The sequence below is a fragment of the Variovorax sp. GW821-FHT10B04 genome (assembly GCF_059415645.1).
On record NZ_JBWKNQ010000005.1, the window covers coordinates 269,025 to 293,005 of the forward strand.

23 protein-coding genes are annotated in these 23,981 nt (G+C 68.3%); 6 read left to right on the forward strand and 17 right to left on the reverse strand.

Annotated elements, in window-relative coordinates:
- Positions 1-10 precede the first annotated feature (10 nt).
- From AC07PZ_RS15230 to dapF, 16 genes are all read right to left on the reverse strand, one after another.
- Complete coding sequence (locus tag AC07PZ_RS15230; RefSeq protein ID WP_495295940.1) at positions 11-1,486, reverse strand: UDP-N-acetylmuramoyl-tripeptide--D-alanyl-D-alanine ligase; 1,476 nt, start codon at positions 1,484-1,486, stop codon at positions 11-13.
- Positions 1,483-2,982, reverse strand: coding sequence for a UDP-N-acetylmuramoyl-L-alanyl-D-glutamate--2,6-diaminopimelate ligase (locus tag AC07PZ_RS15235; protein WP_495295941.1), 1,500 nt, complete (start codon positions 2,980-2,982; stop codon positions 1,483-1,485). The genes AC07PZ_RS15230 and AC07PZ_RS15235 overlap by 4 nt, the downstream gene beginning before the upstream one ends.
- Positions 2,982-4,736, reverse strand: a complete 1,755-nt coding sequence (locus tag AC07PZ_RS15240) for a peptidoglycan D,D-transpeptidase FtsI family protein (protein ID WP_495295942.1) — start codon at positions 4,734-4,736, stop codon at positions 2,982-2,984. The genes AC07PZ_RS15235 and AC07PZ_RS15240 overlap by 1 nt, the downstream gene beginning before the upstream one ends.
- On the reverse strand, positions 4,733-5,071 hold the full coding sequence (gene ftsL, locus AC07PZ_RS15245; protein WP_495295943.1) for a cell division protein FtsL: 339 nt from the start codon (positions 5,069-5,071) through the stop codon (positions 4,733-4,735). Before ftsL ends, AC07PZ_RS15240 begins: the two co-directional genes overlap by 4 nt.
- A 54-nt stretch (positions 5,072-5,125) precedes the next feature.
- A complete protein-coding gene (rsmH, locus tag AC07PZ_RS15250; protein ID WP_495295944.1) occupies positions 5,126-6,049 on the reverse strand; it encodes a 16S rRNA (cytosine(1402)-N(4))-methyltransferase RsmH in 924 nt (307 codons plus the stop codon).
- 8 nt (positions 6,050-6,057) lie between these two features.
- Positions 6,058-6,486 carry a division/cell wall cluster transcriptional repressor MraZ gene (gene mraZ / locus AC07PZ_RS15255; RefSeq protein ID WP_495295945.1) on the reverse strand — a complete coding sequence of 143 codons (429 nt, stop codon included), beginning with the start codon at positions 6,484-6,486 and terminating at the stop codon, positions 6,058-6,060.
- A gap of 269 nt (positions 6,487-6,755) precedes the next feature.
- A complete protein-coding gene (gene hslU / locus AC07PZ_RS15260) occupies positions 6,756-8,084 on the reverse strand; it encodes an ATP-dependent protease ATPase subunit HslU (RefSeq protein ID WP_495295946.1) in 1,329 nt (442 codons plus the stop codon).
- 2 nt (positions 8,085-8,086) lie between these two features.
- A complete protein-coding gene (gene hslV / locus AC07PZ_RS15265; RefSeq protein ID WP_056508874.1) occupies positions 8,087-8,632 on the reverse strand; it encodes an ATP-dependent protease subunit HslV in 546 nt (181 codons plus the stop codon).
- Between the two features lie 70 nt (positions 8,633-8,702).
- The gene (locus tag AC07PZ_RS15270) at positions 8,703-10,292 is read right to left on the reverse strand and encodes an STAS domain-containing protein (RefSeq protein ID WP_495295947.1); all 1,590 of its coding nucleotides are present in this window, start codon (positions 10,290-10,292) and stop codon (positions 8,703-8,705) included.
- Between the two features lie 91 nt (positions 10,293-10,383).
- Positions 10,384-11,241, reverse strand: a complete 858-nt coding sequence (gene dksA, locus AC07PZ_RS15275; protein ID WP_495295948.1) for an RNA polymerase-binding protein DksA — start codon at positions 11,239-11,241, stop codon at positions 10,384-10,386.
- Positions 11,242-11,401: 160 nt separating this feature from the next.
- A complete protein-coding gene (locus AC07PZ_RS15280) occupies positions 11,402-12,454 on the reverse strand; it encodes a CobW family GTP-binding protein (protein ID WP_495295949.1) in 1,053 nt (350 codons plus the stop codon).
- A 98-nt stretch (positions 12,455-12,552) separates the two neighbouring features.
- Positions 12,553-13,758 (reverse strand): class I SAM-dependent rRNA methyltransferase, encoded by a 1,206-nt coding sequence (locus AC07PZ_RS15285; protein ID WP_495295950.1) that lies wholly within the window; start codon positions 13,756-13,758, stop codon positions 12,553-12,555.
- On the reverse strand, positions 13,755-14,756 hold the full coding sequence (locus AC07PZ_RS15290; RefSeq protein WP_495295951.1) for a tyrosine-type recombinase/integrase: 1,002 nt from the start codon (positions 14,754-14,756) through the stop codon (positions 13,755-13,757). Before AC07PZ_RS15290 ends, AC07PZ_RS15285 begins: the two co-directional genes overlap by 4 nt.
- On the reverse strand, positions 14,746-15,357 hold the full coding sequence (locus AC07PZ_RS15295; RefSeq protein WP_495295952.1) for a YdcF family protein: 612 nt from the start codon (positions 15,355-15,357) through the stop codon (positions 14,746-14,748). Before AC07PZ_RS15295 ends, AC07PZ_RS15290 begins: the two co-directional genes overlap by 11 nt.
- Positions 15,354-16,043 carry a DUF484 family protein gene (locus tag AC07PZ_RS15300; RefSeq protein ID WP_495295953.1) on the reverse strand — a complete coding sequence of 230 codons (690 nt, stop codon included), beginning with the start codon at positions 16,041-16,043 and terminating at the stop codon, positions 15,354-15,356. The genes AC07PZ_RS15295 and AC07PZ_RS15300 overlap by 4 nt, the downstream gene beginning before the upstream one ends.
- Positions 16,040-16,915 (reverse strand): diaminopimelate epimerase, encoded by an 876-nt coding sequence (gene dapF / locus AC07PZ_RS15305; protein WP_495295954.1) that lies wholly within the window; start codon positions 16,913-16,915, stop codon positions 16,040-16,042. Before dapF ends, AC07PZ_RS15300 begins: the two co-directional genes overlap by 4 nt.
- 243 nt (positions 16,916-17,158) lie before the next feature.
- On the opposite strand from dapF, the gene AC07PZ_RS15310 reads away from it, so the two are divergent.
- From AC07PZ_RS15310 to AC07PZ_RS15335, 6 genes are all read left to right on the forward strand, one after another.
- Positions 17,159-18,070 carry a LysR family transcriptional regulator gene (locus tag AC07PZ_RS15310; protein ID WP_495295955.1) on the forward strand — a complete coding sequence of 304 codons (912 nt, stop codon included), beginning with the start codon at positions 17,159-17,161 and terminating at the stop codon, positions 18,068-18,070.
- 43 nt (positions 18,071-18,113) lie between these two features.
- Complete coding sequence (locus AC07PZ_RS15315) at positions 18,114-19,097, forward strand: isopenicillin N synthase family dioxygenase (RefSeq protein WP_495295956.1); 984 nt, start codon at positions 18,114-18,116, stop codon at positions 19,095-19,097.
- 112 nt (positions 19,098-19,209) lie between these two features.
- Positions 19,210-20,349: an ABC transporter substrate-binding protein gene (locus AC07PZ_RS15320; protein WP_495295957.1), complete on the forward strand. Its 1,140-nt coding sequence runs from the start codon at positions 19,210-19,212 to the stop codon at positions 20,347-20,349.
- Positions 20,339-21,175, forward strand: a complete 837-nt coding sequence (locus tag AC07PZ_RS15325) for an ABC transporter ATP-binding protein (protein WP_495295958.1) — start codon at positions 20,339-20,341, stop codon at positions 21,173-21,175. The genes AC07PZ_RS15320 and AC07PZ_RS15325 overlap by 11 nt, the downstream gene beginning before the upstream one ends.
- The gene (locus AC07PZ_RS15330) at positions 21,172-21,957 is read left to right on the forward strand and encodes an ABC transporter permease (protein ID WP_495295959.1); all 786 of its coding nucleotides are present in this window, start codon (positions 21,172-21,174) and stop codon (positions 21,955-21,957) included. The genes AC07PZ_RS15325 and AC07PZ_RS15330 overlap by 4 nt, the downstream gene beginning before the upstream one ends.
- Before the next feature lie 82 nt (positions 21,958-22,039).
- Positions 22,040-22,969, forward strand: coding sequence for a dihydrodipicolinate synthase family protein (locus tag AC07PZ_RS15335; RefSeq protein ID WP_495295960.1), 930 nt, complete (start codon positions 22,040-22,042; stop codon positions 22,967-22,969).
- Here the strand turns inward: AC07PZ_RS15335 and AC07PZ_RS15340 are convergent.
- On the reverse strand, positions 22,966-23,943 hold the full coding sequence (locus tag AC07PZ_RS15340) for a magnesium and cobalt transport protein CorA (RefSeq protein WP_495295961.1): 978 nt from the start codon (positions 23,941-23,943) through the stop codon (positions 22,966-22,968). The genes AC07PZ_RS15335 and AC07PZ_RS15340 overlap by 4 nt on opposite strands.
- Positions 23,944-23,981 lie beyond the last annotated feature (38 nt).

Consider the following 23,981-nt stretch of genomic DNA (forward strand, 5'->3'; position numbering starts at 1 on the left):
GGCGCGCGGTTCATGCAGCATGACCGGCCTCCTTGTTGTTGTAGGACGGGCCAGCGGCGGGGCTGGCCTGGGTGGCTTGAAGGGCCTGGATAGCTTGGACAACGCGCTCCATCTTCATGAAGCGCGAGCCCTTCGCGAGCACGCTGGCAACCTGCGGCAGTTGCGCATGCACGGCGGAAAGAAGTGCGTCGATGTCGGTGAAGTGGCGGCCCGCCGGCGCCGCATCGTTGCCGACGAAGGCACGCACGGTGTGGGCGGACTCGGCGCCCAGCGCGAACAGCGTCTCGATGCCGCGCTCGCGCGCATACGCACCGACCTCGATGTGGAAATGCTCGCCCTGGTCGCCGACTTCGCCCATGTCGCCGAGCACCAGCAGGCGCGGACCCGGCAGGCCGGCGAGCACGTCGATCGCGGCGCGCACGGAATCCGGATTGGCGTTGTAGGTGTCGTCGACCAGCGTGATCGCATGCCCGCCTGCGAGTTGCAGCGCGCTGGCCTTGGAACGGCCCTTGACCGGCTCGAAGGCCGAAAGCCCCCGGGCGATGTCTGCGAGCGACACGCCCGCCGCCAGCGCGCAGGCGGTGCCGGCCAGCGCGTTGATCACGTTGTGCCGGCCGGCGATGCGAAGCGCGAAGCGCAAGGACCCGGTCGCCGTGCGCGCCTCGACCTGCCAGGCACCACCCTGCCACTCGGCACGGACCAGCGACACGTCGGCGTCGGCCGACTCGCCGAAGCTGATGCAGCGCCGCGTCGGCCGTGCCTTTGCCAGGCTCGTCCAGAGCGCGGTGAAGGCGTCGCCATGCGGGAACACGGCCGTGCCATCGGCCGGCAGCGCGTCGAACACCGCGGCGTTCTCGCGCGCCACCGCTTCGACGGTCGCCATGAATTCCTGGTGCTCGCGCTGCGCGTTGTTGACCAGGGCGACGGTCGGCTGCGCCATCGCGGCGAGCCGTGCGATCTCGCCCGGATGGTTCATGCCCAGTTCGACCACGGCGAGTTCGTGCGACGCGCGCAGCCTCAGCAAGGTCAGCGGCACACCGATCTCGTTGTTGAAATTGCCGACGGTCGCGAGCGACCGTTCGCCACGCGCGGCGGCGAGGATCGACGCGATCATCTGCGTCACGGTGGTCTTGCCGTTGCTGCCGGTGACGGCGATCAACGGCAGCGCGAACTGGGCACGCCAGCCGGCCGCCAGCGCGCCGAACGCGACCAGGGTGTCCGGCACTTCGAGCCCTGCCAGCTGAGCGGCTTCGAGCCCGCCGTGCGCCAGCGCGGCCACGGCACCTTGCGCGCGCGCCTCGGCCAGGAAGCCGTTGGCGTCGAAGCGCTCGCCCTTGAGCGCGACGAAAAGGTCGCCTGCCGCCAGCGTGCGCGTGTCGGTATGGAGCCGGGCAATCGGCGTGGCGGGGTCGCCCACCAGCCGCGCACCGGGCAGCCAGGCCGCTGCCTGGCCGAGCGTCATCATCATCGGTACCTTCGTCGTCATGACGCGCTCCTGCGAGTGAGCGCGTCGAATGCATGCGTGCGGTCGGAAAAGGCGATGCGTTCGCCGGCAATGTCCTGCCAGGCTTCATGGCCCTTGCCGGCCAGCAGCACCACGTCCTCGGGTGCCGCCTGGGAGATCGCATCGGCGATCGCGCGGGCACGATCGGCCTCCACGCGCACGGCCGACGGGTTGGCGAAGCCGAGCAGTATCTGGCTGATGATCGCGCCCGGAACCTCGCTGCGCGGGTTGTCGCTGGTGACCACGACCATGTCGGCGCGCTGCTCGGCGACGGCGGCCATCATGGGGCGCTTGGTCGCGTCGCGATCGCCGCCACAGCCGAACAGGCACCAGAGCCGTCCGCCGCGCTGCTGCGCCAGCGGCCGCAGGCCGACCAGCGCCTTGTCGAGCGCATCGGGCGTGTGGGCGTAGTCGACCACGGCCAGCGGCTGGCCCGGCACGCTCACGCGCTCCATGCGGCCCGGCACGCTGCTCAGCCCGCCGCACGCGGCCACAGCCGCATCGAGCGGCATGCCCAGCGCACGCAGGGCACCGATCACGCCAAGCAGATTGGCCACGTTGTACTGGCCGATCAGCGGCGTCGCGAGCCGCACCGGCGCAGCGCCCTCCTCGACCACGCCGAAGGTCAGGCCCTGCGCGTCGTAGCCGACGTCGACCGCCGACAGCCGCGCGGGCGCGCCAGCGGCCGACAGCGTCCAGACGTCGAGCGCGCCGGTGCCGGTGTCGAGCAGGTTGGCGACCAGCGACGCCCCATGCACGTCGTCGATGTTGACCACCGCGGCACGCAGGCCGGGCCAGCGGAACAGCTCGGCCTTGGCCTGCCAGTAGGCGTCCATGCTGGCGTGGTAGTCCAGATGGTCCTGCGTGAAATTGGTGAACACCGCGACCTCGATGCGCGTGCCGTCGAGCCGGCGCTCGGCGATACCGATCGACGACGCCTCGATCGCGCAGGCAGCGAAGCCGCGCGCCACGAAGCGGCGCAGCTCGCGCTGCAGCATCACGGGGTCGGGCGTGGTGAGCCCGGTATAGGCCAGTTCCGACGGGATGCCGATGCCGAGCGTGCCGATCAGCGCGCACGGGCCCTGGTCCGGCCGCTGCGACAGCGCCTCGGCCAGCCACCAGGCGGTCGAGGTCTTGCCATTGGTGCCGGTCACGGCGATCACCGACAGCTGGCTCGACGGCTGGCCATAGAAGGAGGACGCGATGGGGCCGGTCGCCGCCTTGAGACCGCTGTAGCGGGCGATGGCGTCGTCGTCGAAGCCGAAAGCCTCGACGCCCTCGCGTTCGACCAAGCAGGCCACGGCACCCTGCGCGAGCGCCGAGCCCACGTGCGCGCGGCCATCGGTCGCGGCGCCGGGCCAGGCGATGAAGGCGTCGCCGTCGCCGATACGGCGGCTGTCGGCATGCAGGTCGCCGGGCACGCAGGAACGCAGCCAATGGGCGGCTTCGTTGGCGGAGGAGAGATGGATGTCGTTCATCAGAAGCTCTCTTCCACGCCCTGCGTGATCACCAGCGGCTTGACCGCCAGGTCGGGCGGCACGTTCATCATGCGCAACGTCTGCTGCACGACTTCGCTGAACACCGGTGCGGCCGCCACGCCGCCGAAGTACTGGCCGTCGCTCGGCTCGTCGATCATCACGCCGACGATGATGCGCGGCGCCTCGATCGGCGCCATGCCGGTGAACCAGGCGCGGTACTTGTTGCTCGCGTAGCCCTTGCCGACCTGCTTGTGCGCAGTGCCCGACTTGCCGCCCACCGAATAGCCGACGGTCTGCGCGAGCTGGCCGGTGCCGCCCGGGCCTGCGGCCATCTGCAGCATCCGGCGCACCGCGTGCGCGTTCTCGGCCGAGAACACGCGCACACCGACGGCGGGCTCGGCGCTCTTCAGGATCGTCAGCGGAATGATGCTGCCGTCGTGCGCGAACGAGGTATACGAATGCGCCATCTGCAACAGCGACGCCGACAGGCCGTAGCCGTAGGCCATCGTGGCCTGCTCGACCGGCTTCCAGTTCTTCCAGGGCCGCAGGCGGCCGGTGACCGCGCCGGGGAACTGGATCTGCGGCTTCTGCCCGTAGCCCAGCGCCGTGTAGGTGTCCCACATCTCCTGCGGCGACATGCGCTGCGCGATCTTCAGGGCACCGACGTTGCTCGATTTCTGGATCACGCCCTCGACGGTCAGCGAACCGTAGTTGTGGGTGTCGCTGATGGTGAAGCCGCCGATCTGGAAACGGCCCGGCGAGGTCTCGATGATGGTCGACGGCTTCACGCGGCCGGCTTCCAGCGCCATGCCGACGGTGATCGGCTTCATCGTCGAGCCGGGCTCGAAGGTGTCGGTCAGCGCGCGATTGCGGAGCTGCTCGCCGGTCAGGTTCTGGCGCTTGTCCGGCACATAGCTCGGGTAGTTCGCCAAGGCGAGCACTTCGCCGGTGATCGCATCGAGCACCACCACGCTGCCGGCCTTGGCACGGCGCGCGGTGACGGCGTCGCGCAGCTTCTGGTAGGCGAAGAACTGCACCTTGCTGTCGACGCTGAGCTGGATGTCGCGGCCGTCGAGCGGCGGCACGGTTTCGCCCACGCCTTCGACCACGCGGCCGAGCCGGTCCTTGATCACGCGGCGCGAGCCGGCCTTGCCCGCCAGGTCCTTGTCGAACTGGAGCTCGATGCCTTCCTGGCCATGGTCCTCGACGTTGGTGAAGCCCACCACGTGCGCCGCGGCTTCGCCTTCCGGGTACTGGCGCTTGTATTCCTTGCGCTGGTAGATGCCCTTGATGTTGAGCTCGGCGATCTGCTTGGCGACCGGCGCGTCGACCTGGCGCTTGATCCAGACGAAGCTCTTGTCCTCGTCCTCCAGCTTCTTGTCGAACTCTTTCTGCGGCATTTCCAGCAGCTTGGCGACCTGCCGCAGCTTGGCCTTCACGTCGGCGTCGTCGCGCTCGATGTCTTCGGGGATCGCCCAGATGCTGGGCGCCACCACGCTCGACGCGAGCAGCAGGCCGTTGCGGTCGAGGATGCGGCCGCGATTGGCCGGCAGCTCGAGCGTGCGCGCAAAACGCACCTCGCCCTGGCGCTGGAAGAAGTCGTTGCCGATCACCTGCACGAAGACCGCGCGGCCGGCCAGAATCAGGAAGCCGACCGCGATCGCGGCCACGATGAACTTGCTGCGCCAGACCGGCGTCTTGCTGGCGAGCAGCGGACTCGTGGTGTAGCGGACGCTGCGGCTGCGGTTGCTCATTGGCGCGCTCCCGTGCCGCGCGCTGCGGCCGGTACGGCGGGCGCCGCCGCAGCGATGGCGGGAATCACCGTGCCGTCCGGACGCACGTACTGCGTGATGGCCGGCGTGGTGGTGCGCATCTTCAGCTGTTCCTGAGCCAGCTTCTCGACGCGCAGCGGAGTGGCCTGCGCGCGCTTCTCGACCTGCAGGCGCTCGCCGTCGACCTCGAGCCGGCGCGCCTCGGTGGTCGCGCGATCGAGTTCGGTGAACAGCAGCCGCGAGCGGTACTGGGTGTGCACCAGGTACAGCGCCGTCGCGAGGACGGCCAGCAGCAGCAGGATGTTCAGGCGCGCCATGTCAATGCGCCTTCCAGACGACGGCACCGCGAGCGGCCATGATGTGCATCGGCGTCATGCGTCCGTCCGTTCCGCGATGCGGAGGATCGCACTGCGCGCACGCGGATTGCCCGCCACCTCGGCGTCCGACGGGCGAATGCGGTCCAGCGCGCGCAGCTTCATGGCCTTGGGCGCGGCGAAGGGGGCGCGGCGGTCGTACACCTCCTTCGAGTGCTTGGCGATGAACTGCTTCACGATCCGGTCTTCCAGCGAATGGAAGGCGATCACCGCCAGCCGGCCACCCGGCGCGAGCACGTCGAGGCTGGCTTCTAGCGCCTGTTGCAGCTCTTCAAGCTCGGCGTTGATGAAAATCCGAAGAGCCTGAAATGTGCGCGTTGCAGGGTTCTGGCCCTGCTCGCGGGTTTTGACCGCGCCAGCCACGAGCTCGGCCAGCTCGGTGGTGGTTGAAACTGGGCCCCGTTCTTGTCGGCGAGCAACAATCGCCTTTGCAACCTGAACAGCAAACCGTTCTTCGCCATAGTCACGGATCACCTCTGCAATCTGTTGGGTTTCGGCCGTCGCCAGCCAGTCGGCCACGCTTTCGCCGCGCGTGGTGTCCATGCGCATGTCGAGCGGGCCGTCAAAACGAAAAGAAAAACCCCGTGCGGGGTTGTCGATCTGGGGAGAGCTGATGCCGAGGTCCATCAGCAGCCCGGCGACGCTGGACGGCGCCAGCTCCCCGATGTCACGGAAGCCTTGATGGCGGATGGAAAAACGCGCATCGGCGATGCGCGCCGCCTCGGCGACGGCTTCCGCGTCCTTGTCGAAGGCGATCAATCGGCCTTCCGGCGACAACCGCGCGAGGATGGCGCGCGAATGACCGCCGCGCCCGAAAGTCGCATCCACGTAGCAGCCGGAGGACGCGTCGCTGCGGCCGTCGAACAGCGCGTCGACCGCCTCCTGCAGCAGCACCGTCGTGTGGGTGAAGTTGGTGTCCACGGCCGGCCTCAGAAAGCGAAATCCCGCAGCGCTTCGGGCACTTCGCCCTTGGAAGCCTCGGCTTCCTTGGCGTCGTAGGTCGGCTTGTCCCAAAGCTCGAAATGGTTGCCCATGCCGAGCAGCAAGGTGTGCTTCTCGATGCCGACGGACTTGCGCAGTTCGGGCGACACCAGCACGCGGCCGGTCCCGTCCATCTCGACCTCCATGGCGTTGCCCAGGAAGATCCGCTTCCACCACTGGGCCTCGATCGGCAGCACGGCGACGCGGGCAAGGAACTTCTCCCATTCGGGGCGGGGGAAGATCATCAGGCATCCGTGCGGATGCTTGGTGATGGTCAGTTGTCCGGCTGCAAGGGCGTTCAGCACGTCACGATGCCGGGTCGGCACTGAAAGCCTCCCCTTGTCATCGAGATTGAGCGATGAAGCACCTGTGAACACGACTACCGGACCCCTGTTGTGGGAACGGCGGGCCGGCCCGATTAGCCGCCTCTACACACCGTTTTTCCCACCAAACTGCACTTTTTTGCACCGAGGCCACTGTATCAGCAAAATTTCGGGGTGCAAGAGCGGGGTTCTGGTATTTTTTGTAATGGAATCAATGACTTAGCGTCGCTTCTGCAACCTTAAAAAAGACGAATATCGTTGCAAATTAAGCACTTAGCTCATGCAATGAATGTGTTGCTTGAAGCGCTTTTGTAACGACGCGTTCAAAGAATGAACCGGGACAGATCCTCGTCATGGCTCAGCGCAGCCAGGCGTGAATCGACGTAGGCCGCGTCGATCCGGATCGACTGACCTTCGAGCTTCGCCGCATCGAAGCTCACCTCGTCGAGCAGGCGCTCCATCACGGTCGACAGCCGCCGTGCGCCGATGTTCTCGGTGCGTTCATTGACCTCGAAGGCGATGGTGGCGAGCCGCGTGATGCCTTCGGGCGCGAAGTCGAGCGTGACGCCTTCGGTGGCGAGCAACGCCTGGTACTGCTTGACCAGCGAGGCGCGGGTCTGCATCAGGATGCTCTCGAAATCCGCCACCGACAAGGACTGCAACTCGACGCGGATCGGAAACCGCCCCTGCAACTCGGGAATCAGGTCGCTCGGCTTGCTCAGGTGGAACGCGCCGCTCGCGATGAAGAGGATGTGATCGGTGCGGACCACGCCGTATTTGGTGGTGACGGCCGTGCCCTCGACCAGCGGCAGCAGGTCGCGCTGCACGCCCTGGCGCGAGATGTCGGAACCCTGGGCCTCGCTGCGGGTGGCGACCTTGTCGATCTCGTCGATGAAGACGATGCCGTTCTGTTCGGCGTTCTGGATCGCCTGCGCCCGGATCTCTTCCTCGTTGACCAGCTTGGCGGCTTCCTCGTCGATCAGCAGGCGCATCGCCTCGGCGATCTTGAGCTTGCGCGTCTTGCGCTTGCCCTGGCCCATCTGGCCGAACATGCCGCGCAGCTGCTCGGTCATTTCTTCCATGCCCGCCGGGCCCATGATCTCCAGAGGCGCGCGGGTCTCGGCCAGATCGAGTTCAATTTCCTTGTCGTCCAGCGCGTGTTCGCGCAGCTTCTTGCGGAAGGCCTGGCGCGTGGCGTTGCCGCCTTCGGCCGCGGCGCCGCCCGCATCGGCCGTGCGGGCCGGCGGCAGCAGCACGTCGAGGATGCGGTCTTCCGCGGCGTCCTCGGCGCGGATGCGGACCTTGGCGCTTTCCTTCTCGCGGGTCTGCTTGACGGCGATTTCGGCCAGGTCGCGAATGATCGCGTCGACGTCCTTGCCGACGTAGCCGACTTCGGTGAACTTGGTCGCCTCGACCTTGATGAAGGGCGCATTCGCGAGCCGTGCCAGCCGCCGCGCGATCTCGGTCTTGCCGACACCGGTCGGGCCGATCATCAGGATGTTCTTGGGGGTGATCTCGGCGCGCAACGCGCCCTCGACCTGCTGGCGGCGCCAGCGGTTGCGCAGCGCAATGGCCACCGCGCGCTTGGCTGCCGGCTGCCCGACGATGTGGTTGTCGAGCTCGGAGACGATTTCCTGGGGAGTCATGGACATGGTCAGAGCGCTTCCACCGTGTGGTTCATGTTCGTGTAGATGCAGATTTCGCCGGCGATCGCGAGCGACTTGCGCACGATCTGTTCGGCCGACAGCTCGGTGTTGTCGATCAGCGCCTTGGCGGCCGACTGGGCATAGGCGCCGCCGGAGCCGATGGCGATCACGCCATCCTCCGGCTCCAGCACGTCGCCGTTGCCGGTGATGATCAACGAGGTGGTGGCGTCGGCCACCGCGAGCATGGCCTCGAGCTTGCGCAGCACGCGGTCGGTGCGCCAGTCCTTGGTCAGCTCGACGGCCGCACGGGTCAGGTGGCCCTGGTGCTTCTCGAGCTTGGCCTCGAAGCGCTCGAAGAGCGTGAAGGCATCGGCGGTGGCGCCGGCAAAACCGGCAAGCACCTTGCCGTGATAGAGCCGCCGCACTTTGCGGGCCGTACCCTTGATGACGATGTTGCCGAGTGTGACCTGCCCGTCCCCCCCAATGGCGACCTGGTCGCCCTGGGGAGTCTTGCGGCGCACGCTCACGATAGTGGTGCCGTGAAACTGTTCCATCGAAGTCATTTAGGGGTGCGCTCGAGCAATGCAAGCCCGTGCCCGGCGGCGCATGCAACTTTCAGTACGTTCAGTGCCGCAGCATCACGCTGGCGTGCGCCGCGACGCCGACCGTGCGAAACAGCGCCGCCAGCAGGCGATGCACCTCGACCAGGTGGACACGCTCCCCGCTCGCCTCGCGCGCTGCGACCCAGTTGCGCAACTCGCCCGCCGCGGCGAGATCGACCCGCACCAGCGCGGCACAGGAAATCACCGGTGCCGCGCGGCGCGCCAGTTCGGCGTCGAGTCGCTGCCAGATCGACAACACCGGCCCCGCAAGGTCGCCCGCGAGCAGGCCGAGACCGGTCGGCACGACGGCCGGGCGCTCGAACTCGAAGTCCGACAGCGCAAAGGCCGGCACCGGCGCGCTGGCCGGCGCGGGCGGTGGATCGATCGATTCGCAATGCGCCTGCGGGTCCTGCCAGGGCGGAGGCGACACCTCGTAGGTGATGCAGTAGTTCAGCGCCACGAGCTCGAAGGCATCGGCATCGTTCATCAGGCGCAGCGCGGCCATCCGCAACCGCCACCAGATGTCCTCGACGCTGCGGTCGCCCGTCGGCGTGGCCTCGTCGAGTACCGCCAGCAGGCGAGCGCCACCCATCTGCCGCAACTCGACCGACAGGCCGGCCCAATGGCTGAGGAGCACGCACAGCGGCGACGCGGCATTCGGCGCGATCGATGTCAGCGCGCGCCAGTCGAGCGACCACACGGCGCCGGCCGCCGTTAAGGCACGGGTGAGCTCACCCAGGCCTTCGCGCGTGAGCCGTGGCTCGCTGCGCCAGTCCGCGGGAAGACCGTCAGCCTGCGCCGGTTCGGCGACCGGGACATGGACGGAAGCCGTCCGCACCCCATGCGCAAGCACACGAAAAGAGACCCACGGCGGCGACGCACGGCGAAAGCGCTGGGCATACCGGGCACCCGCCCTGTCGAAGCGCTCGGCATTGCCGATCGCCCGGTAGAGATCGAGCAGGGTCAGCCAGATTTCCTCGTCGTCGAGGTGCGCGCCGTCGGGCGCCAGCATCCGAAGCAGGATCGCCTCTGCGCCGGCATCGTCGCGCTGCGCGAAACGCACCGCCGCCTCTTCGAGATCGTCATGCGCCGCGCCATCGGGCATCGGCATGGTGGTGCTCACGGCCCCCAGCAAAGTGGTCGGCGCGCCGGGATCCATGCCGCGGGAGACGTCCGGCGCCGCGCTCCGCGGCGGCATGCCTGGCCGGGTGTCGGCATAGGCGCGTTCGTGCCGGTCGGCCGATATGGACGGGGTCGAAGTCGAGGTCGAGATGCTGCCGTCGTTCTGGGTCGCACGCACCTTCCACCACTGCTGCGACATCTGCGCCTCGATCTCGTCGATCTTTCGAAGCGTCAGCGCGCGGCTGTCGGAGTGGCTCGTGTGCGCGGTCGGCGAGGACGACGCCCGGGTGGAATCGCGGTCCGCCGATGCTTCTTCGCGCCGGCGCAGCCTGCGCAGGATCTCGAACTCGCGGCGCCGCACGAAATCGTTGCGCTGGCGCCGCTCCAGGATCGCCCGGAGTTCGTCCCGGCTGTAGCTGCTGTCGGCGGCCGGCGCGTCCGGCCGATCGAGGTCCGACCAGTCCTTGAGCGGATTCCGAACGAACTTCACCACCTTCCTGAGGAGGCGGCCGGAATCTTCCTTGGCCATGGCGCAAGTGGCCTGTCAGCCCGATCGGCGAACCGACCGGATGGCCGGCAGATCAGTCACCGAACATCTTCTGCTTGAGTTCGCGGCGCTGTTGCGCTTCGAGGGACAGCGTGGCGGTGGGGCGCGCCAGCAGTCGGCCGACGCCGATGGGTTCACCGGTTTCGTCGCAGTAGCCGTAGTCGCCGGCGTCGATGCGCTGGATCGACTGCTCGATCTTCTTGAGCAGCTTGCGCTCGCGGTCGCGTGTGCGCAGTTCGAGTGCGTGCTCTTCCTCGATGGTGGCGCGGTCTGCCGGATCGGGCACCACCACCGTGTCTTCACGCAGGTGCTCGGTGGTCTCGCCGGCGCTGTCGAGGATGCCCTTCTTGAGCGCCACCAGCTTCAGGCGGAAAAACGCCATCTGCTTGTCGTTCATGTATTCGGAATCCGGCATCGCGATGACTTCGGCATCGCTGAGCTCCTCGACGGCCTTTTCCTTCCAGTTGTTCGCGAGCTTCGGGTCCTTCTTGACCGCCACGTGCGGCGGTGGAACGAGCGCCGTGGAGGTGATCTGGGTGAAGCTCGACTTGGCGGCGGTCGATGCGACCGACTGCGCCATCGACGGCACGGTCAGCTGCGACAGGCGCGACACACGTCCGCCACGCGCAGCGGGAGCGGCGATCGATGCGGAAGGTGACGCCGGGGCGGGAGAAGAGGCGGCAGCCGTTTTTTTCATGGGGAGCGGTGGGGCAGGTAATGTGGCCTTGCGGCCGACCGGTTGGGACAGGGGCGAAGCCGCGGCAGCGGCCTTGCCCGGAGCGGGCGGAGAGACGGAAACCGGGATCGCCGCCGACGCGGCCGACCGGACGGCCGGTGTCTTGCTGACGACCGGTGACGCGGCGGGCTGGGCCTTGGCGGCTGGCTTCTTCACGGTGACGGGCTCCTTCGAAGAACTGGAAAGCGCTTTCGGGGGGTGTCTCTTCCCACGCAAAAACCGTGCTCCGTCCCTGAGGAAAGGGCCACGGCTGCGTAACAGGCGCGCGATTGTATAGAGAACTCGCAGCGCCGGGCCCGTCAAACCCGCCCGAGCCTCACACGAGGCACTGATCCAGCCCCTGTTCCAGGATTTCTCGCGGCAGTTCGAGGCCGATGAACACCATGCGGCTCTGGCGCTGCTCGTCCTTGCCCCATTCCGGCCCGAGGTCGCTGCCCATCAGCTGGTGCACGCCCTGGAAGATCACCTTCCGGTCGGTGCCCTTCATGCTGAGCACGCCCTTGTAGCGCAGCATCCGCGGGCCGTAGATGTTGACGATGGCGCCCAGAAAGTCCTCGAGCCGCGCAGGGTCGAACGCCCGGTCGGCCCGATAGACGAAGCTCTTGACGTCGTCGTCATGGTGATGGTGGTGGCCATGGCCCTCGTGGGCGTGCGACGGATGGTCGCAGTGCTCGCCATGCGCGTGGTCATGGTCGTGGTCGTGCTGGTCGTCTTCCTTCAGGAAGTCCGGGTCGATGTCCAGCTTGGCGTTCAGGTTGAAGCCGCGCAGGTCGAAGATGTCCTTGAGCGGCACCTCGCCGAAATGCGCCTTCTGCTGCGGCGCGCGCGGGTTCATGTGCTTGAGCCGATGGATCAGCGCATCGGTCTCTTCGGCCGACACCAGGTCGCTCTTGCTGATGAAGATCTGGTCGGCAAAGCCGACCTGGCGGCGCGCTTCCTGACGATCGTTGAGCTGCTGGGGCGCGTGCTTGGCATCGACCAGCGTGAGGATCGAGTCGAGCAGGTAGCTCTCGGCGATCTCGTCGTCCATGAAGAAGGTCTGCGCGACCGGGCCGGGATCGGCCAGTCCGGTGGTCTCGATCACCACGCGGTCGAAATCGAGCAGGCCCTTGCGCTTCTTGGCGGCCAGCAGCTGGAGCGCCTCGCGCAGGTCTTCGCGGATGGTGCAGCAGACGCAGCCGTTGCTCATCTGGACGATCTGCTCCTTCGACTCGGTCACGAGGATGTCGCTGTCGATGTTCTCCTCGCCGAATTCGTTCTCGATCACGGCGATCTTCTGGCCATGCGCCTCGGTCAGGATGCGCTTGAGCAGCGTGGTCTTGCCGGAGCCGAGAAAGCCGGTGAGGATGGTGGCGGGAATGAGGGCCATGGCGGTACTCCGAGAACGGGAAAGGCGGGAAGTCTAGCGACAGGGCCGCAGCCATGCTGGCGCAGGTGAAATGCGCTGCACGGCCGGGCGGTATTTCTTCAGGGCTTGCGCACCACCACCAGCCCCTTGAGGTATTCGCCCTCAGGAAACTCGATGGTCATGGGATGGTCGGGCGCGGCGCCCAGGCGTTCGCTGATGAAGCCGTCGACGCCGGCATCGATGCCGGCGGAGGCGACGATCTTGTGGAACAGGTCGGCGCCGATGCCGCCCGAGCACGAGAAGGTCAGCAGCACGCCGCCCGGCGCCAGCAGCTTCAGGCCCAGCCGGTTGATGTCCTTGTAGGCGCGCGCGGCGCGCTCGGCATGCGCCACGGTCGGCGCGAACTTGGGCGGATCGAGCACGATCGCGTCGAAGGTCCGACCCTCGTCCAGAAAGCGCCGCAGCGACGCGTTCACGTCGGCATCGATGAACTGCGCGTTGGCACCTTCGAAGCCGTTCAACGCCAGGTTGGCGCGGGCACGTTCGAGCGCCGGCAGCGACGAGTCGATCGAAGTCAGCTCCGCGCCCTCGACGGCATCGGCCGCCTTCAGGCCGGCGAGCGCCGCCACGGTGAAGCCGCCCGTGTAGCAGAAGCAGTTCAGCACGCGGCGAAAGCGCCGGTGCCGCGCCATCTCGGCGAAGCGCTGGCGGCTGTCGCGCTGGTCGAGATAGAAGCCGGTCTTGTGGCCGGTCGCGATGTCGAGCGACAGGCGCCAGTCGTGCTCGCGGATCACCTGCTCGGTCGCGCCGTCGCCGCGCAGCCAGCCGGTGACCGGCTTCAGGCCTTCGCGCTCGCGGCCGCTGGCGTCGGAACGCTCGTAGAACCGCGACAGGCCCGTGGCCGCCAGCAGCGCATCGACCAGCACGCTCTTCCAGCGCTCGGCGCCGGCCGACAGGAACTGCGCGACCAGCGTGTCGCCGTAGCGGTCGACGATCAGGCCCGGCAGTCCGTCGGCCTCGCCGTGGACCAGCCGCACGCCGTCGCTTTGCAGCTCGAACAGCCCGCGCGCGGCCACCGCGCGCTGCACCCGGCCCGCCAGGAAGGCGGCGTCGATGCGCTGGGTTTCGTCGAAGCTCCAGATCCGCGCGCGGATCTTCGATGCCGGGCTGCACGACGCCCAGGCCAGGAAGCGGCCGTCATGCGTTTCGATGCGCACGGTCTCGCCAGGGTCGCCGTTGCCCTTCTCGATGGCCGAATCGAACACCCATGGGTGGCGCCGCTGGAGCGAACGCTCCTTGCCGGGCCGCAGTCTCAATGTCTTCATGTGTCTTTCTTGACCGGCGCATCGGCCGGTTCGGGGCGCGCCTGCGCGCGCGGGTGAGCCGCGTCGTACGCCTTGGCGAGATGTTGGAAATCCAGTCGCGTGTAGACCTGCGTGGTCGCGATGTTCGCGTGCCCGAGCAGTTCCTGCACACCGCGCAGGTCGCTGCTGGACTGCAGCACGTGGCTGGCGAAGGAGTGGCGCAGCATGTGCGGATGCACCGCCGCGGCGAGGCCGGCCTTCAGGCTGCGGTCCTTGACGACCTTCCAGATCGACTGGGCCGAAAAGCGCGTGCCGTTGCGGCCGATGAAGAGCGCAGCGGCGCCCGCCGGGTCGCGCAGTTCGGCGGCCGGCAAGGCAGCGCAATCGCCGCGCCGCGCCAGCCATTCGCGCAGCGCCGCTGCGGCCTTGCTGCCGAGCGGTGCGCTGCGGCGCTTGCTGCCCTTGCCGAACACGTGGACATCGGCCGAATCCAGGTCGACCCAGCCGAGTGCGTCCTTGCTGGCGCGCAGGTCGAGGCCGGCCAGTTCGCTCACGCGCAGGCCGCAGCCGTAGAGCAGTTCGACGATCGCGCGGTCGCGCGTCTCGGTCCACGGGTCGGCGGCTTCGTCGTGCAGGTCGGCCAGCCGCACCGCATCGTCCACGGCCAGCGCCTTCGGCAGCGGCCGATCGGCCTTGGGTGCGCGCACGTCCTGCACCGGATTGGCGCCGACGAAACCTTCGTGGCCCATCCATCGATAGAAACTGCGCCAGCAGGACAGCACCAGCGCGATGCCGCGCGGCTCGCGGCCCGCGCCATGCATCTGCGCCATCCAGCGCCGGATGTGGGCTGGCAGAACGCGGTCCAGCCGCAGCCCGGCCTCGGCCGCCTTGTCGGCCAGCATCTGCAGGTGGATCGCATACAGGTCCGACGTGCGCGCGGCCAGCCGGCGCTCGACGCGGACGTGCGCGAGGTAGCGGTCGATCCAGTCGGCGGGCTGCAGAGGTGCGTCAGAAGCCATGCAGGGCATTGTTGATGATCGCCAGCGGCTCGCGCAATGCGCCGCGAAAGCCCATGCCCCATTGTTCCCAGCAGCGCGTCGGCGCGGCGGCGTACTGCACGCTGTCGAATGCGCGCACGAAGCCGGTGGCGCGCGCCAGCCGCTCGGTGCGCCACAGGTGATACGGCTCCGACACCACGATCACGCGCCGCACGCCGGCCGCCAGCAGCAGCGGCTGCGACAGCACGAGGTTCTCGCGGGTCGATTGCGACGCCGACTCGCGCAGCAGCGGCCCGGCATAGCCGATCGAACGTGCGTGGGCTTCCATCACGTCGGACTCGTTGCGGCCGTCTTCCTTGTCGAAACCGCCGGACATCAACAGCTCGCGGGCCAAACCGGCCCGCACCAGCGCGACGCCGGCATCGACGCGCCCGGTGAGGCATGGGTTCGGCTCGCCGTGCCGATAGGCGCGGTTGCCGAGGATCAGTGCGACGTCGGCCGGCTGCGGCGCCTGCGCCAGGCGCGCCTGCGCGTCGCGCCAGAGGGTCAGCCAGAGCGCGCCATAGACCAGCAGCACGGCCAGCGCGCCGATCGACGCCAGGCGGCGCAGCCGCCGGCTCAAGAACGCAGCCGCGCGAGCGCGGCCGAGGCCAGCTCGCCGATGCGTTCCAGGAAATCGGTGCCCATGTCGGCATGAAAGCGCTGCCCGTCCGGCGAGGCCAGCACCAACAAACCGAAGGCCGGCGCGCCGGCGGCGGGACGCAGCGGAATCAGCGCGATCGACACCGCGGCGCGCGCGTCCTCGAGCCAGCCCGACGCCTCGACGCCGGCGTTCAGCCCGCAGAACGGCGTGGCCAGCGAGGTGGCGAAGGCCTTCACGTCGTCGCTCACCCACTGGGCGTAAGGCTCGTCGCGGAACACGGTGTCGCAGTCCCAGACCTTGATGGCGGCCTGCGGCACCATGAAGATCGATTGCAGCTCGTCCGCGATCCGGTAAGGCAGGCCGCGCGGTTCGCGCACGGTCAGGAGACCGGTGGTCCAGCGCTGCAGGCGGTCGGCCGTGACCACGTTGTCGGTGCCGTTGCGCACCATGTCGATCACTCGATGCTCGAGCGCCTTGATCTTCTCGCGCAGCATCTCGGCCTGGCGCTCCTGCAGGCTGACGGCACGGCTGCCGTGCGGGCTGCTGAGCTGCACCTGCGACAGCAGTTGCGCATGGCGCGTGAAGAAGTCGGGCGTGTTCGCCAGGTAGTTGGCGATGTCGTCTTCGGTGATCGGGTTCATGTCGGAAGCGTGGATGGGAGTCATGGCAGGTCGGGTACCTCGATGTCGCCTTCGAACACGGTGATGGCTGGGCCGGTCATGCGCACGGGCTGGCCGAGGCCGGCCCATTCGATGGTGAGCACGCCGCCGTGCGTCTGCACGTCGACGCGGTGGTCGAGCAGGCCGAGCCGGATGCCCGACACCACGGCCGCGCAGGCGCCCGTGCCGCAGGCCAGCGTCTCGCCCGCGCCGCGCTCGTAGACGCGCAGCCGCACGTGCGTGCGGTCGACCACCTGGAGAAAGCCCGCGTTCACGCGCTGCGGAAAACGCGGATGGTGCTCGATCAGCGGGCCCTGCGTGGCGACCGGTGCGGTGTCGACGTCGTCGACCAACTGCACCGCGTGCGGATTGCCCATCGACACCAGCGCCAGCGGCACGATCGCGCTGCCGGCTTGCGTGCCGAGCGCCAGGTGCCAGGTTTCCCACGCGCCGTCGGGTTGCGGGTCGAGGCCGGCGGCGTCGAACGGGATCCGTGCGGGCTCGAACACCGGCGCGCCCATGTCGACCGTGACGCGGCCGTCGGCATCCATGCGCGGCTCGATCACGCCCGACAGCGTCTGCACGCGCACGGCCTGCTTGTCGGTGAGTCCGCGCTCGTGCACGAAGCGCATGAAGCAGCGCGCGCCGTTACCGCACTGCTCGACCTCGCCGCCATCGGCGTTGTGGATCACGTACTGGAAGTCGACGCCCTCGGCCGGCGACGGCCGCACGGTGAGGATCTGGTCGGCGCCGACGCCGAAATGGCGGTCGGCCAGGAAGCGGTATTGCGCCGTGCTCAGGGCCAGCGGCGCGCGGGTTTCGTCCAGCACGACGAAGTCGTTGCCGGCGCCCTGCATCTTGGTGAAGCGGATTCGCATGGCCGGATTATCCGCCGCGTCGGCCAGCGCAGCGCCTGCAGGCCGCAGAGGGCGGGCCAATGCGCCCGATGTGCACTTTTCAAGAACATAAAACTCCAAAATCGATGCTTACGCCGCGCGTTGTCGCGTGATAACTTTTGTTTCGTCGCAGCCGTTCCATCCCTGGAGCGGACGACGGACCAGCGAGGTATGACGTGACGTCGGCGGGCTTTTCCATTGGTTGTATCGAACGGTGCCCGACCCATGATCTCGTCCATCGCCCTGCGCTATTTCGCGGAAGTCCATCGCAGCGGATCGTTCCGCTCGGCAGCAGAGAAGCTGTTCGTCGCGCCCTCGGCGCTGAGCCGCCAGGTGGCGTTGCTGGAGGAAGACATCGGCGCGCCGCTGTTCGAGCGCGGCCGGGGCCGGACGCGGCTCAAGCTGACGGCCGCCGGCGAAATCCTGGTCCAGTACGCGCGCAACATCGAGAACGACCAACAGCGCGTGCGCTCGGACATCGAGTCGCTCAAGGGCCTGCGCAAGGGCGAGATCCGCTTCGGCATTCCGGAGACCTTCACGCGGCACTTCATCCCGCAGTTCCTTGCGCGCTTCAGCAAGCTCTACCCGCGCATCACCTTCCATGTCGAGGTGTCGGGCACGCCCACGCTGGCACAGATGCTGCTGCGGGACGAACTCGACGTGATCCTCGGCTTCAACGCACCGGCCCTGGCCGATCTGCAGAACATCTTCGAACGCCTGCTGCGCACCTGCATCGTGGTGGCGGCCGACCATCCGCTGGCGGACCGCGAGTGGGTGCGGCTGTCGGACTGCGTGGGCCACAACATCGCGCTGCCCGACGAGACCATCAGCGTGAAGGCGGTGTTCGACGAGATGTTCGCCAAGGCCAAGCTGCGGCCGCAGCCGGTGCTGACGAGCAACTCCTACGAGCTGCTGCGCTCGGTGTCGGTGGCGGGGATGTCGATGGCCATGGTCAACGAGCACATGCGCTACCCGAACGACAACTCGCCGAACTACCGCTACATACCGATCCGCGACCCGCGCGTGAAGCCGCAGCGCTTTGCGCTCTGCGTGCGGCGCGGCCGCAACCTGTCGGTGGCGGTCCACACCTTCACCGAGCACCTCCACAACGACCTGCGGCAGGCGCAGACCGGCTGAGTGCACGGCGCGCCTCCTCCCACCCGATTCCGCAAAGGACAGCATGAGCCCCACGATCGACGCCCCACGCAGCGCTTCCGCCGAGGAGGTGCCCGTGCTCCACCTGGGCGACTGGCTGGCCGGCGGCAGCCCCGACGCGCTGGTGCAGGAACTGCAGGCCGCGTGCACCGGCACCGGCTTCTTCTACGTGGCCGGCCACGGCGTGCCGCGTGCCGTGGTGCAGGACGTCTTTGCCGCCTCGCGCCGCTACTTCGAGTTGCCGCACGACCTGCGGCTGCAGGACCGGATCGATGCGCGCTTCCTGCGCGGCTTCATGCCCTACGGCATCAACCAGCATGCCGGCTATGCGCCCGACCTGAAGGAAAGCTACGAATTCGCGCTCGACCTGCCGCTGACCGATCCGGATGTGGTGGCCGGCCGGCCGCTGCACGGGCCGAACCGCTGGCCCGAGGGCGCGCCCTGGCTGCGGGCGCCGGCCGAAGCCTACTTCGACCACACGATGGCGCTCGGCAAGCACCTGATGCGGCTGTTCGCGCTCGCGCTGGGCCAGCCCGAAGGCTTCTTCCTGCAGTGGTGCAGCAAGCCGATGGTGCAGTCGCGGCTGTTCCATTACCCGCCGCAAACGCCGGCCACCGGCGACGCGCTCGGCGTTGCGCCGCACACCGACTACGGCATGGTCACGATCCTGGCGCAGGACCCGATCGGCGGCCTCGAGCTGCAGCGGCGCGACGGCGAATGGGTCGCCGCGCCCTACATCGAGGACACCTTCGTGGTGAACCTCGGCGACATGTTCCGGGTCTGGACGAACGACCTGTTCGTCTCCAACCAGCACCGCGTGGTCAACCGCACCGGCCGCGAGCGCTACTCGATCCCGACCTTCTTCAACCTCGACTACGACACGCCCGTGGCCTGCCTGCCGGGCTGCCAGTCGGTGGACAACCCGCCGCGCCATGCGCCGATCAAGTCCGGCGACTACCTGGTCAAGCGCTTCGGCGAGGTCCAGAAATACAAGAAGCAGGCCGCTTGAAGCCAGCCGACAGCGGGCGGCCGTCCGCCCATCGCCAGTCCAGTTCCTCGCACCGTCCACACACCTTTCTGCACCCTTCGCATCCCCGATGCCCTTCCAGGAGTTCACCCCGATGATGTCCCGCACCGCCCTCACCGCTCGCCCCGCCTCCCGTCCGGCCCGCCACCTGTTCTGCGTCGCCGCCCTGCTCGCCTGCACGCTGGCCGGCCAGGCCAGCCTGGCGCAGACCGCCGCCGCGCCGCTCAAGAAGGTCCGCATCGCGATCGGCACGCGCGTCGTCAACATCGCCTACCCATGGCTCACGATGCCGGCCGCACTCGGCTACTGGAAGGCCGAAGGCTACGACGTCGAGGTGCTGCCGATCGGCGGCTCGCTCGAAGCCATCCAGCAGTTGGCCGCCGGCAACGTCGACTTCGTGCAGGTCAACTCGAGCGTGATCGTGCAGTCGAACGTCAACAACAAGCTGTCGCTGCGTTCGGTGATGCTGTCCACCGTGAACGACTGGTCGGTCGTCGCGCTCGAGGGCGGCCCGATCAAGGACTTCAAGGATTTCAAGGGCAAGACGATCGGCGTGCCGGCGCTCTCCACCGGCGGCATGCCGATGCTCAAGGAATACCTGCGTGCCAACGGCCTGGAGCCGGACGTGGACGTGTCGATCGTCGCGGTGGGCTTCGGCGCGCCGGCCTATGAAGCCATCCGCTCGAACAAGGTGCAGGGCCTGATGTTCTTCCAGGCGGCCATCACCGGCTTCGAGAACGCCGGCGGCAAGTTCCGCTACTTCAACGGCGCCGACTGGCGCAAGCAGCCCGACTTCACGCTCGCGACCACCCAGAAGACCATCGACGCCGACCCGGCCATGGTGCAGGCGGTGGCGCGCGGCGCGGTCAAGGGCGTCGAGTTCTCGATGGCGAGCCCCGACTGCACGCGCCGCGTGCAATGGAAGACATGGCCCGACACCAAGCCCTCCGGCGCGGGCGACGAAGCCACCCAGGTCAAGTGGGACATGGCCAACCTGCAGGCGCAGCAGACCGGCATGAAGGAAGCCTTCGCGCTCAGCGGCGGCAAGCAGTGGGGCGCCTACACGCCGGCCGAGTACGGCACGCTGCAGGACTTCCTGCTGCGCGCGGACCTGATCAAGAGCCGGCTGCCGAACGAGAGTTTCATCGTCGGCATCCCCGGCTTCTACGACAAGATCAACAGCTTCGACCACGCGGCGGTCAAGGCGCAGGCGGAGGCATGCGTTGGCTTCTGACGCCGTGTCGGCAGCGGCCCCGCTCATCCGCGTCTCGGGCCTGAACAAGCAGTACGCGACGCGCAGCGAAGGCACCGTCACGGCGCTCAGCGACGTGAACTTCGAGATCGCGCAAGGCGAGTTCGTCACGGTGGTGGGCCCGAGCGGCTGCGGCAAGACCACGCTGCTGAAGATCCTTGCGGGCATCCTGCGGCGCTCGTCGGGCGACGTCACGCTGGCCGGCCGGCCGATCGACGGGCCTTCGCGCGAGGTCGGCGTCGTGTTCCAGGCGCCGATCCTGCTGCCCTGGCGCACCGTGCTGAAGAACATCCTGCTGCCGGCGCAGCTCCAGAAGCGCGACCTGGCCACGCACACCGCACGCGCCCGCGCCTACCTGGCGACCGCCGGGCTGGCGGACTTCGCCGACAAGTACCCGAACGAACTCTCCGGCGGCATGCAGCAACGCGTCGGCATCGGCCGCGCGCTGGTGCACGACCCGGCGCTGCTGCTGATGGACGAGCCCTTCGGCGCGCTCGACGCGATGACGCGCGACACCATGAACATGGAACTGCTGCGCGTCTGGGACGCGAGCCGCAAGACGGTGATGCTGATCACCCACAGCATCGCCGAGGCCGTGCTGCTGGCCGACCGGGTGATCGTGATGTCGCCGCGGCCGGGCCGCATCGCCGAGATCATCGACATCGACCTGCCGCGCCCGCGCGACCTCGACATGATCAATTCGCCCGAGTTCGGCCGCTACGTGAAGGCGATCCGCCGGCACTTCCAGTCGGCCGGGAAGATCGCACCGGCGACCGCACCGGGAATGGCGCCAGGGAGCGCGGCATGAAGGCGCTGCGCCGGCCCGAGGTCGTCCTGGGCGTGCTGCTCTTCATCGTGCTGGTCGGCGGCTGGGAGCTGATCGTCCGGCTGCTCGACGTGCCGCCGATCGTGCTGCCGCCGCCATCGGAGGTGGCGCGCGCGATGGTCGACACCATCGGCTCGCGCTCCTTCGCGTCGCACCTCGGCATCACGCTCTACGAGATCCTCGCGGGCTTCGCGCTCGGCGGCCTCGCAGGGCTGCTGCTGGGCGTGGCGATCGGCCAGTCGCGGCTGCTGGAGAAGACGCTCTACCCGTACCTGGTCGCTTTCCAGAGCGTGCCCAAGGTCGCGATCGCGCCGCTGTTCGTGATCTGGTTCGGCTTCGACGCGGGCTCGAAGATCGTCATCACCGCCACGGTCGCCTTCTTTCCGGTGCTCGCCAACACGATCGCCGGGCTGCGCGCCACGCCGGCCGACCAGATCGAGCTGATGACCGCCTTCACCGCCACGCGCTGGCAGACCTTCTGGGGCGTGCGGCTGCCGCAGGCGCTGCCCTACATCGCGGTCGGCGTGGACGTCGGGATGATGATGGCCGTGATCGGCGCCATCGTCGGCGAGTTCGTCGGCGCCAAGGCCGGCCTCGGCTTCCTGATCCTGCAGAAGAACTTCAGCATGGACATGGCCGGCGTCTTCGCGATCCTGATCGTGCTGTCGGCCATCGGCGTCGGGCTGCACCTGCTGATCCAGTGGCTGCGGCGCCGGCTGATCTTCTGGGTCGACCACGACCCGGACGACGCCGCGCCCGGCTAGCAACGCGTCCGCTTCCTCCCGCCCTGCCCTCCTTCAACCCCAAGGCGCCGCGCATCGCCGCGGTGCCGCACGACTGCGCACCATGAAAACCACACCCGTCACGCCCGCCGACCTCATCGCCTCCGTCCTCGCTCTGCCGCCGCTGGCCAACGACGCCGACGGGCAGCCGTCGCCCGTTCAGAACCGCGCCATCGCGGCCTGGCTGCAGTCGGCCGGCGTGAGCAGCTTTCTCTACGGCGGCTGCGCCAACTTCTTCAATGCGCCGATCAACGACTACGCCGCGCTGCTCGACGCCATCGAGGCGCCGGCGCGTGCCGACGACTGGGTGATCCCGTCGATCGGCCCCGACTACGGCAAGGCGCGCGACCAGATCGCCGTGCTGCGCGAGCGCGACTTCCCGACCGCCATGCTGCTGCCGCTGCTGCAGGTGACGCCCGAAGGCGTCGCCACCGGACTGCGCAAGCTGTCCGACTTCTATGGCAAGCCGCTGATGGTGTTCTTCAAGAGCGCCGACTACGTGCGCGCACGCGACCTGGCCGCGCTGCTGGCCGACGGCGTGCTGTGCTGCGTCGAATACGGCATCGTCGGCGCGAGCGAACCCGAGCCCTTCCTCGCGGAGCTGCTGGCCGCGACCGGCGACGCGTCGCGCATCATCGACGGCCTGGGCGAGCGCACGGTGGTGGGCAACGCGCGCCACGGGCTGAAGGGCTTCACGACCGGCTCCGGCCTGGTCGGGCCGCACCTGTCGATGGCGCTGCTGCGCGCCGTCCAGGCCGGCGACCTGGCCACCGCCGCCCAGTTGCGCGAGCACTTCCTGCCGCTCGAAAAGATGCGTGGTGCGCACGGACCGATCCCGGTACTGCACGAGGCGGTGCGCCTGGCCGGCATTGCCGACACCGGACCGATCAGCCCCTTCTTCTCGAACTGCACCGGCGATGCGCTGCTCGCGGAGATCGAGGCGGTGGCGGGCACGCTGAAGGCGAAGAGCCTGGCGGCCGCAGCGGCCGGCTAGACCCAGCCGGCGCGCCGGAAGCGGTAATACAGGTAGCCGCAGAAACCGCCGATCAGCGCCAGCGCCATGGCATAGCCGTAGCGCCACTTCAGCTCCGGCATGTGCTCGAAGTTCATGCCCCAGATGCCGACGAAGGCGGTGCACACGGCAAAGATCGCGGCCCAGGCCGCCAGCCGCTTCGTGACCTCGCCATCGGCGATCGTCACCATCGACAGGTTGGCCTGGATGGCGGTGCCGATGGTGTCGCGCATCGCATCGATCGTCCCGTTGATGCGGCTCAGGTGGTCGAGCACATCGCGAAAGTACTCCTGCGTGCCGATGCAGATCTGCGGCACCCGGCCACCGTGCAGCTTGTTGGCGCCTTCCAGCAGCGGCGCGACCGCGTGCTTGAGCACGGTCAGACGCTGCTTGAGCCCGTACAGGCGCTGGATGTTCTCGCGTGCGCCGCCCTGGGTGAAGATGCTCTCTTCGATGGCTTCGAGTTCGACGTCGAAGGCATCGATCGCGGGGAAGTAGCGGTCGACCACCGCGTCCATCAGCGCATACAGCACGAAGCCGGGGCCGTTCTTCAGCAGCTCGGGCTCGCGCTGGCAGCGCTCGCGCACCTCGACGAAGCCGTGCGTGCTGCGGTTGCGCACCGACACCACGTAATTGCGCCCCACGAACACGTCGAGCTCGCCGACCTGCATGGCGGTGCGATGGTCCTTGGCGTCGGCGTCGGGCAGGTGCAGCACGACGAAAAGCGAATCGCCGTACTCCTCGACCTTGGGCCGCTGATGGCCGTTCTGCGCATCCTCGACCGCCAGCGGATGCAGGTCGAAGGCCTGCTGCAGTTCGTCCATCTCGGCCTGGGAGGGATCGTGCAGCGCCACCCAGACGAAGCAGCGCGGCAGCGAGATGTATTCGCCGATCCGGGCCACCGGGATGTCGGCGAGCTTGGTGCCGTCTTCGTAAACAACACAATTGATGAGCATGCAGGGCCCTGGGGCGCGTGGAGACGCGTGCATCTTCC

Coding starts and splice junctions, on each gene's coding strand:
- AC07PZ_RS15230 (WP_495295940.1), bottom strand. CDS start 1,486: ATGACGACGAAGGTACCGATGATGATGACGCTCGGCCAGGCAGCGGCC.
- AC07PZ_RS15235 (WP_495295941.1), bottom strand. CDS start 2,982: ATGAACGACATCCATCTCTCCTCCGCCAACGAAGCCGCCCATTGGCTG.
- AC07PZ_RS15240 (WP_495295942.1), bottom strand. CDS start 4,736: ATGAGCAACCGCAGCCGCAGCGTCCGCTACACCACGAGTCCGCTGCTC.
- ftsL (WP_495295943.1), bottom strand. CDS start 5,071: ATGGCGCGCCTGAACATCCTGCTGCTGCTGGCCGTCCTCGCGACGGCG.
- hslU (WP_495295946.1), bottom strand. CDS start 8,084: ATGTCCATGACTCCCCAGGAAATCGTCTCCGAGCTCGACAACCACATC.
- hslV (WP_056508874.1), bottom strand. CDS start 8,632: ATGGAACAGTTTCACGGCACCACTATCGTGAGCGTGCGCCGCAAGACT.
- AC07PZ_RS15280 (WP_495295949.1), bottom strand. CDS start 12,454: ATGGCCCTCATTCCCGCCACCATCCTCACCGGCTTTCTCGGCTCCGGC.
- AC07PZ_RS15285 (WP_495295950.1), bottom strand. CDS start 13,758: ATGAAGACATTGAGACTGCGGCCCGGCAAGGAGCGTTCGCTCCAGCGG.
- AC07PZ_RS15290 (WP_495295951.1), bottom strand. CDS start 14,756: ATGGCTTCTGACGCACCTCTGCAGCCCGCCGACTGGATCGACCGCTAC.
- AC07PZ_RS15300 (WP_495295953.1), bottom strand. CDS start 16,043: ATGACTCCCATCCACGCTTCCGACATGAACCCGATCACCGAAGACGAC.
- dapF (WP_495295954.1), bottom strand. CDS start 16,915: ATGCGAATCCGCTTCACCAAGATGCAGGGCGCCGGCAACGACTTCGTC.
- AC07PZ_RS15310 (WP_495295955.1), top strand. CDS start 17,159: ATGATCTCGTCCATCGCCCTGCGCTATTTCGCGGAAGTCCATCGCAGC.
- AC07PZ_RS15315 (WP_495295956.1), top strand. CDS start 18,114: ATGAGCCCCACGATCGACGCCCCACGCAGCGCTTCCGCCGAGGAGGTG.
- AC07PZ_RS15320 (WP_495295957.1), top strand. CDS start 19,210: ATGATGTCCCGCACCGCCCTCACCGCTCGCCCCGCCTCCCGTCCGGCC.
- AC07PZ_RS15330 (WP_495295959.1), top strand. CDS start 21,172: ATGAAGGCGCTGCGCCGGCCCGAGGTCGTCCTGGGCGTGCTGCTCTTC.
- AC07PZ_RS15335 (WP_495295960.1), top strand. CDS start 22,040: ATGAAAACCACACCCGTCACGCCCGCCGACCTCATCGCCTCCGTCCTC.
- AC07PZ_RS15340 (WP_495295961.1), bottom strand. CDS start 23,943: ATGCTCATCAATTGTGTTGTTTACGAAGACGGCACCAAGCTCGCCGAC.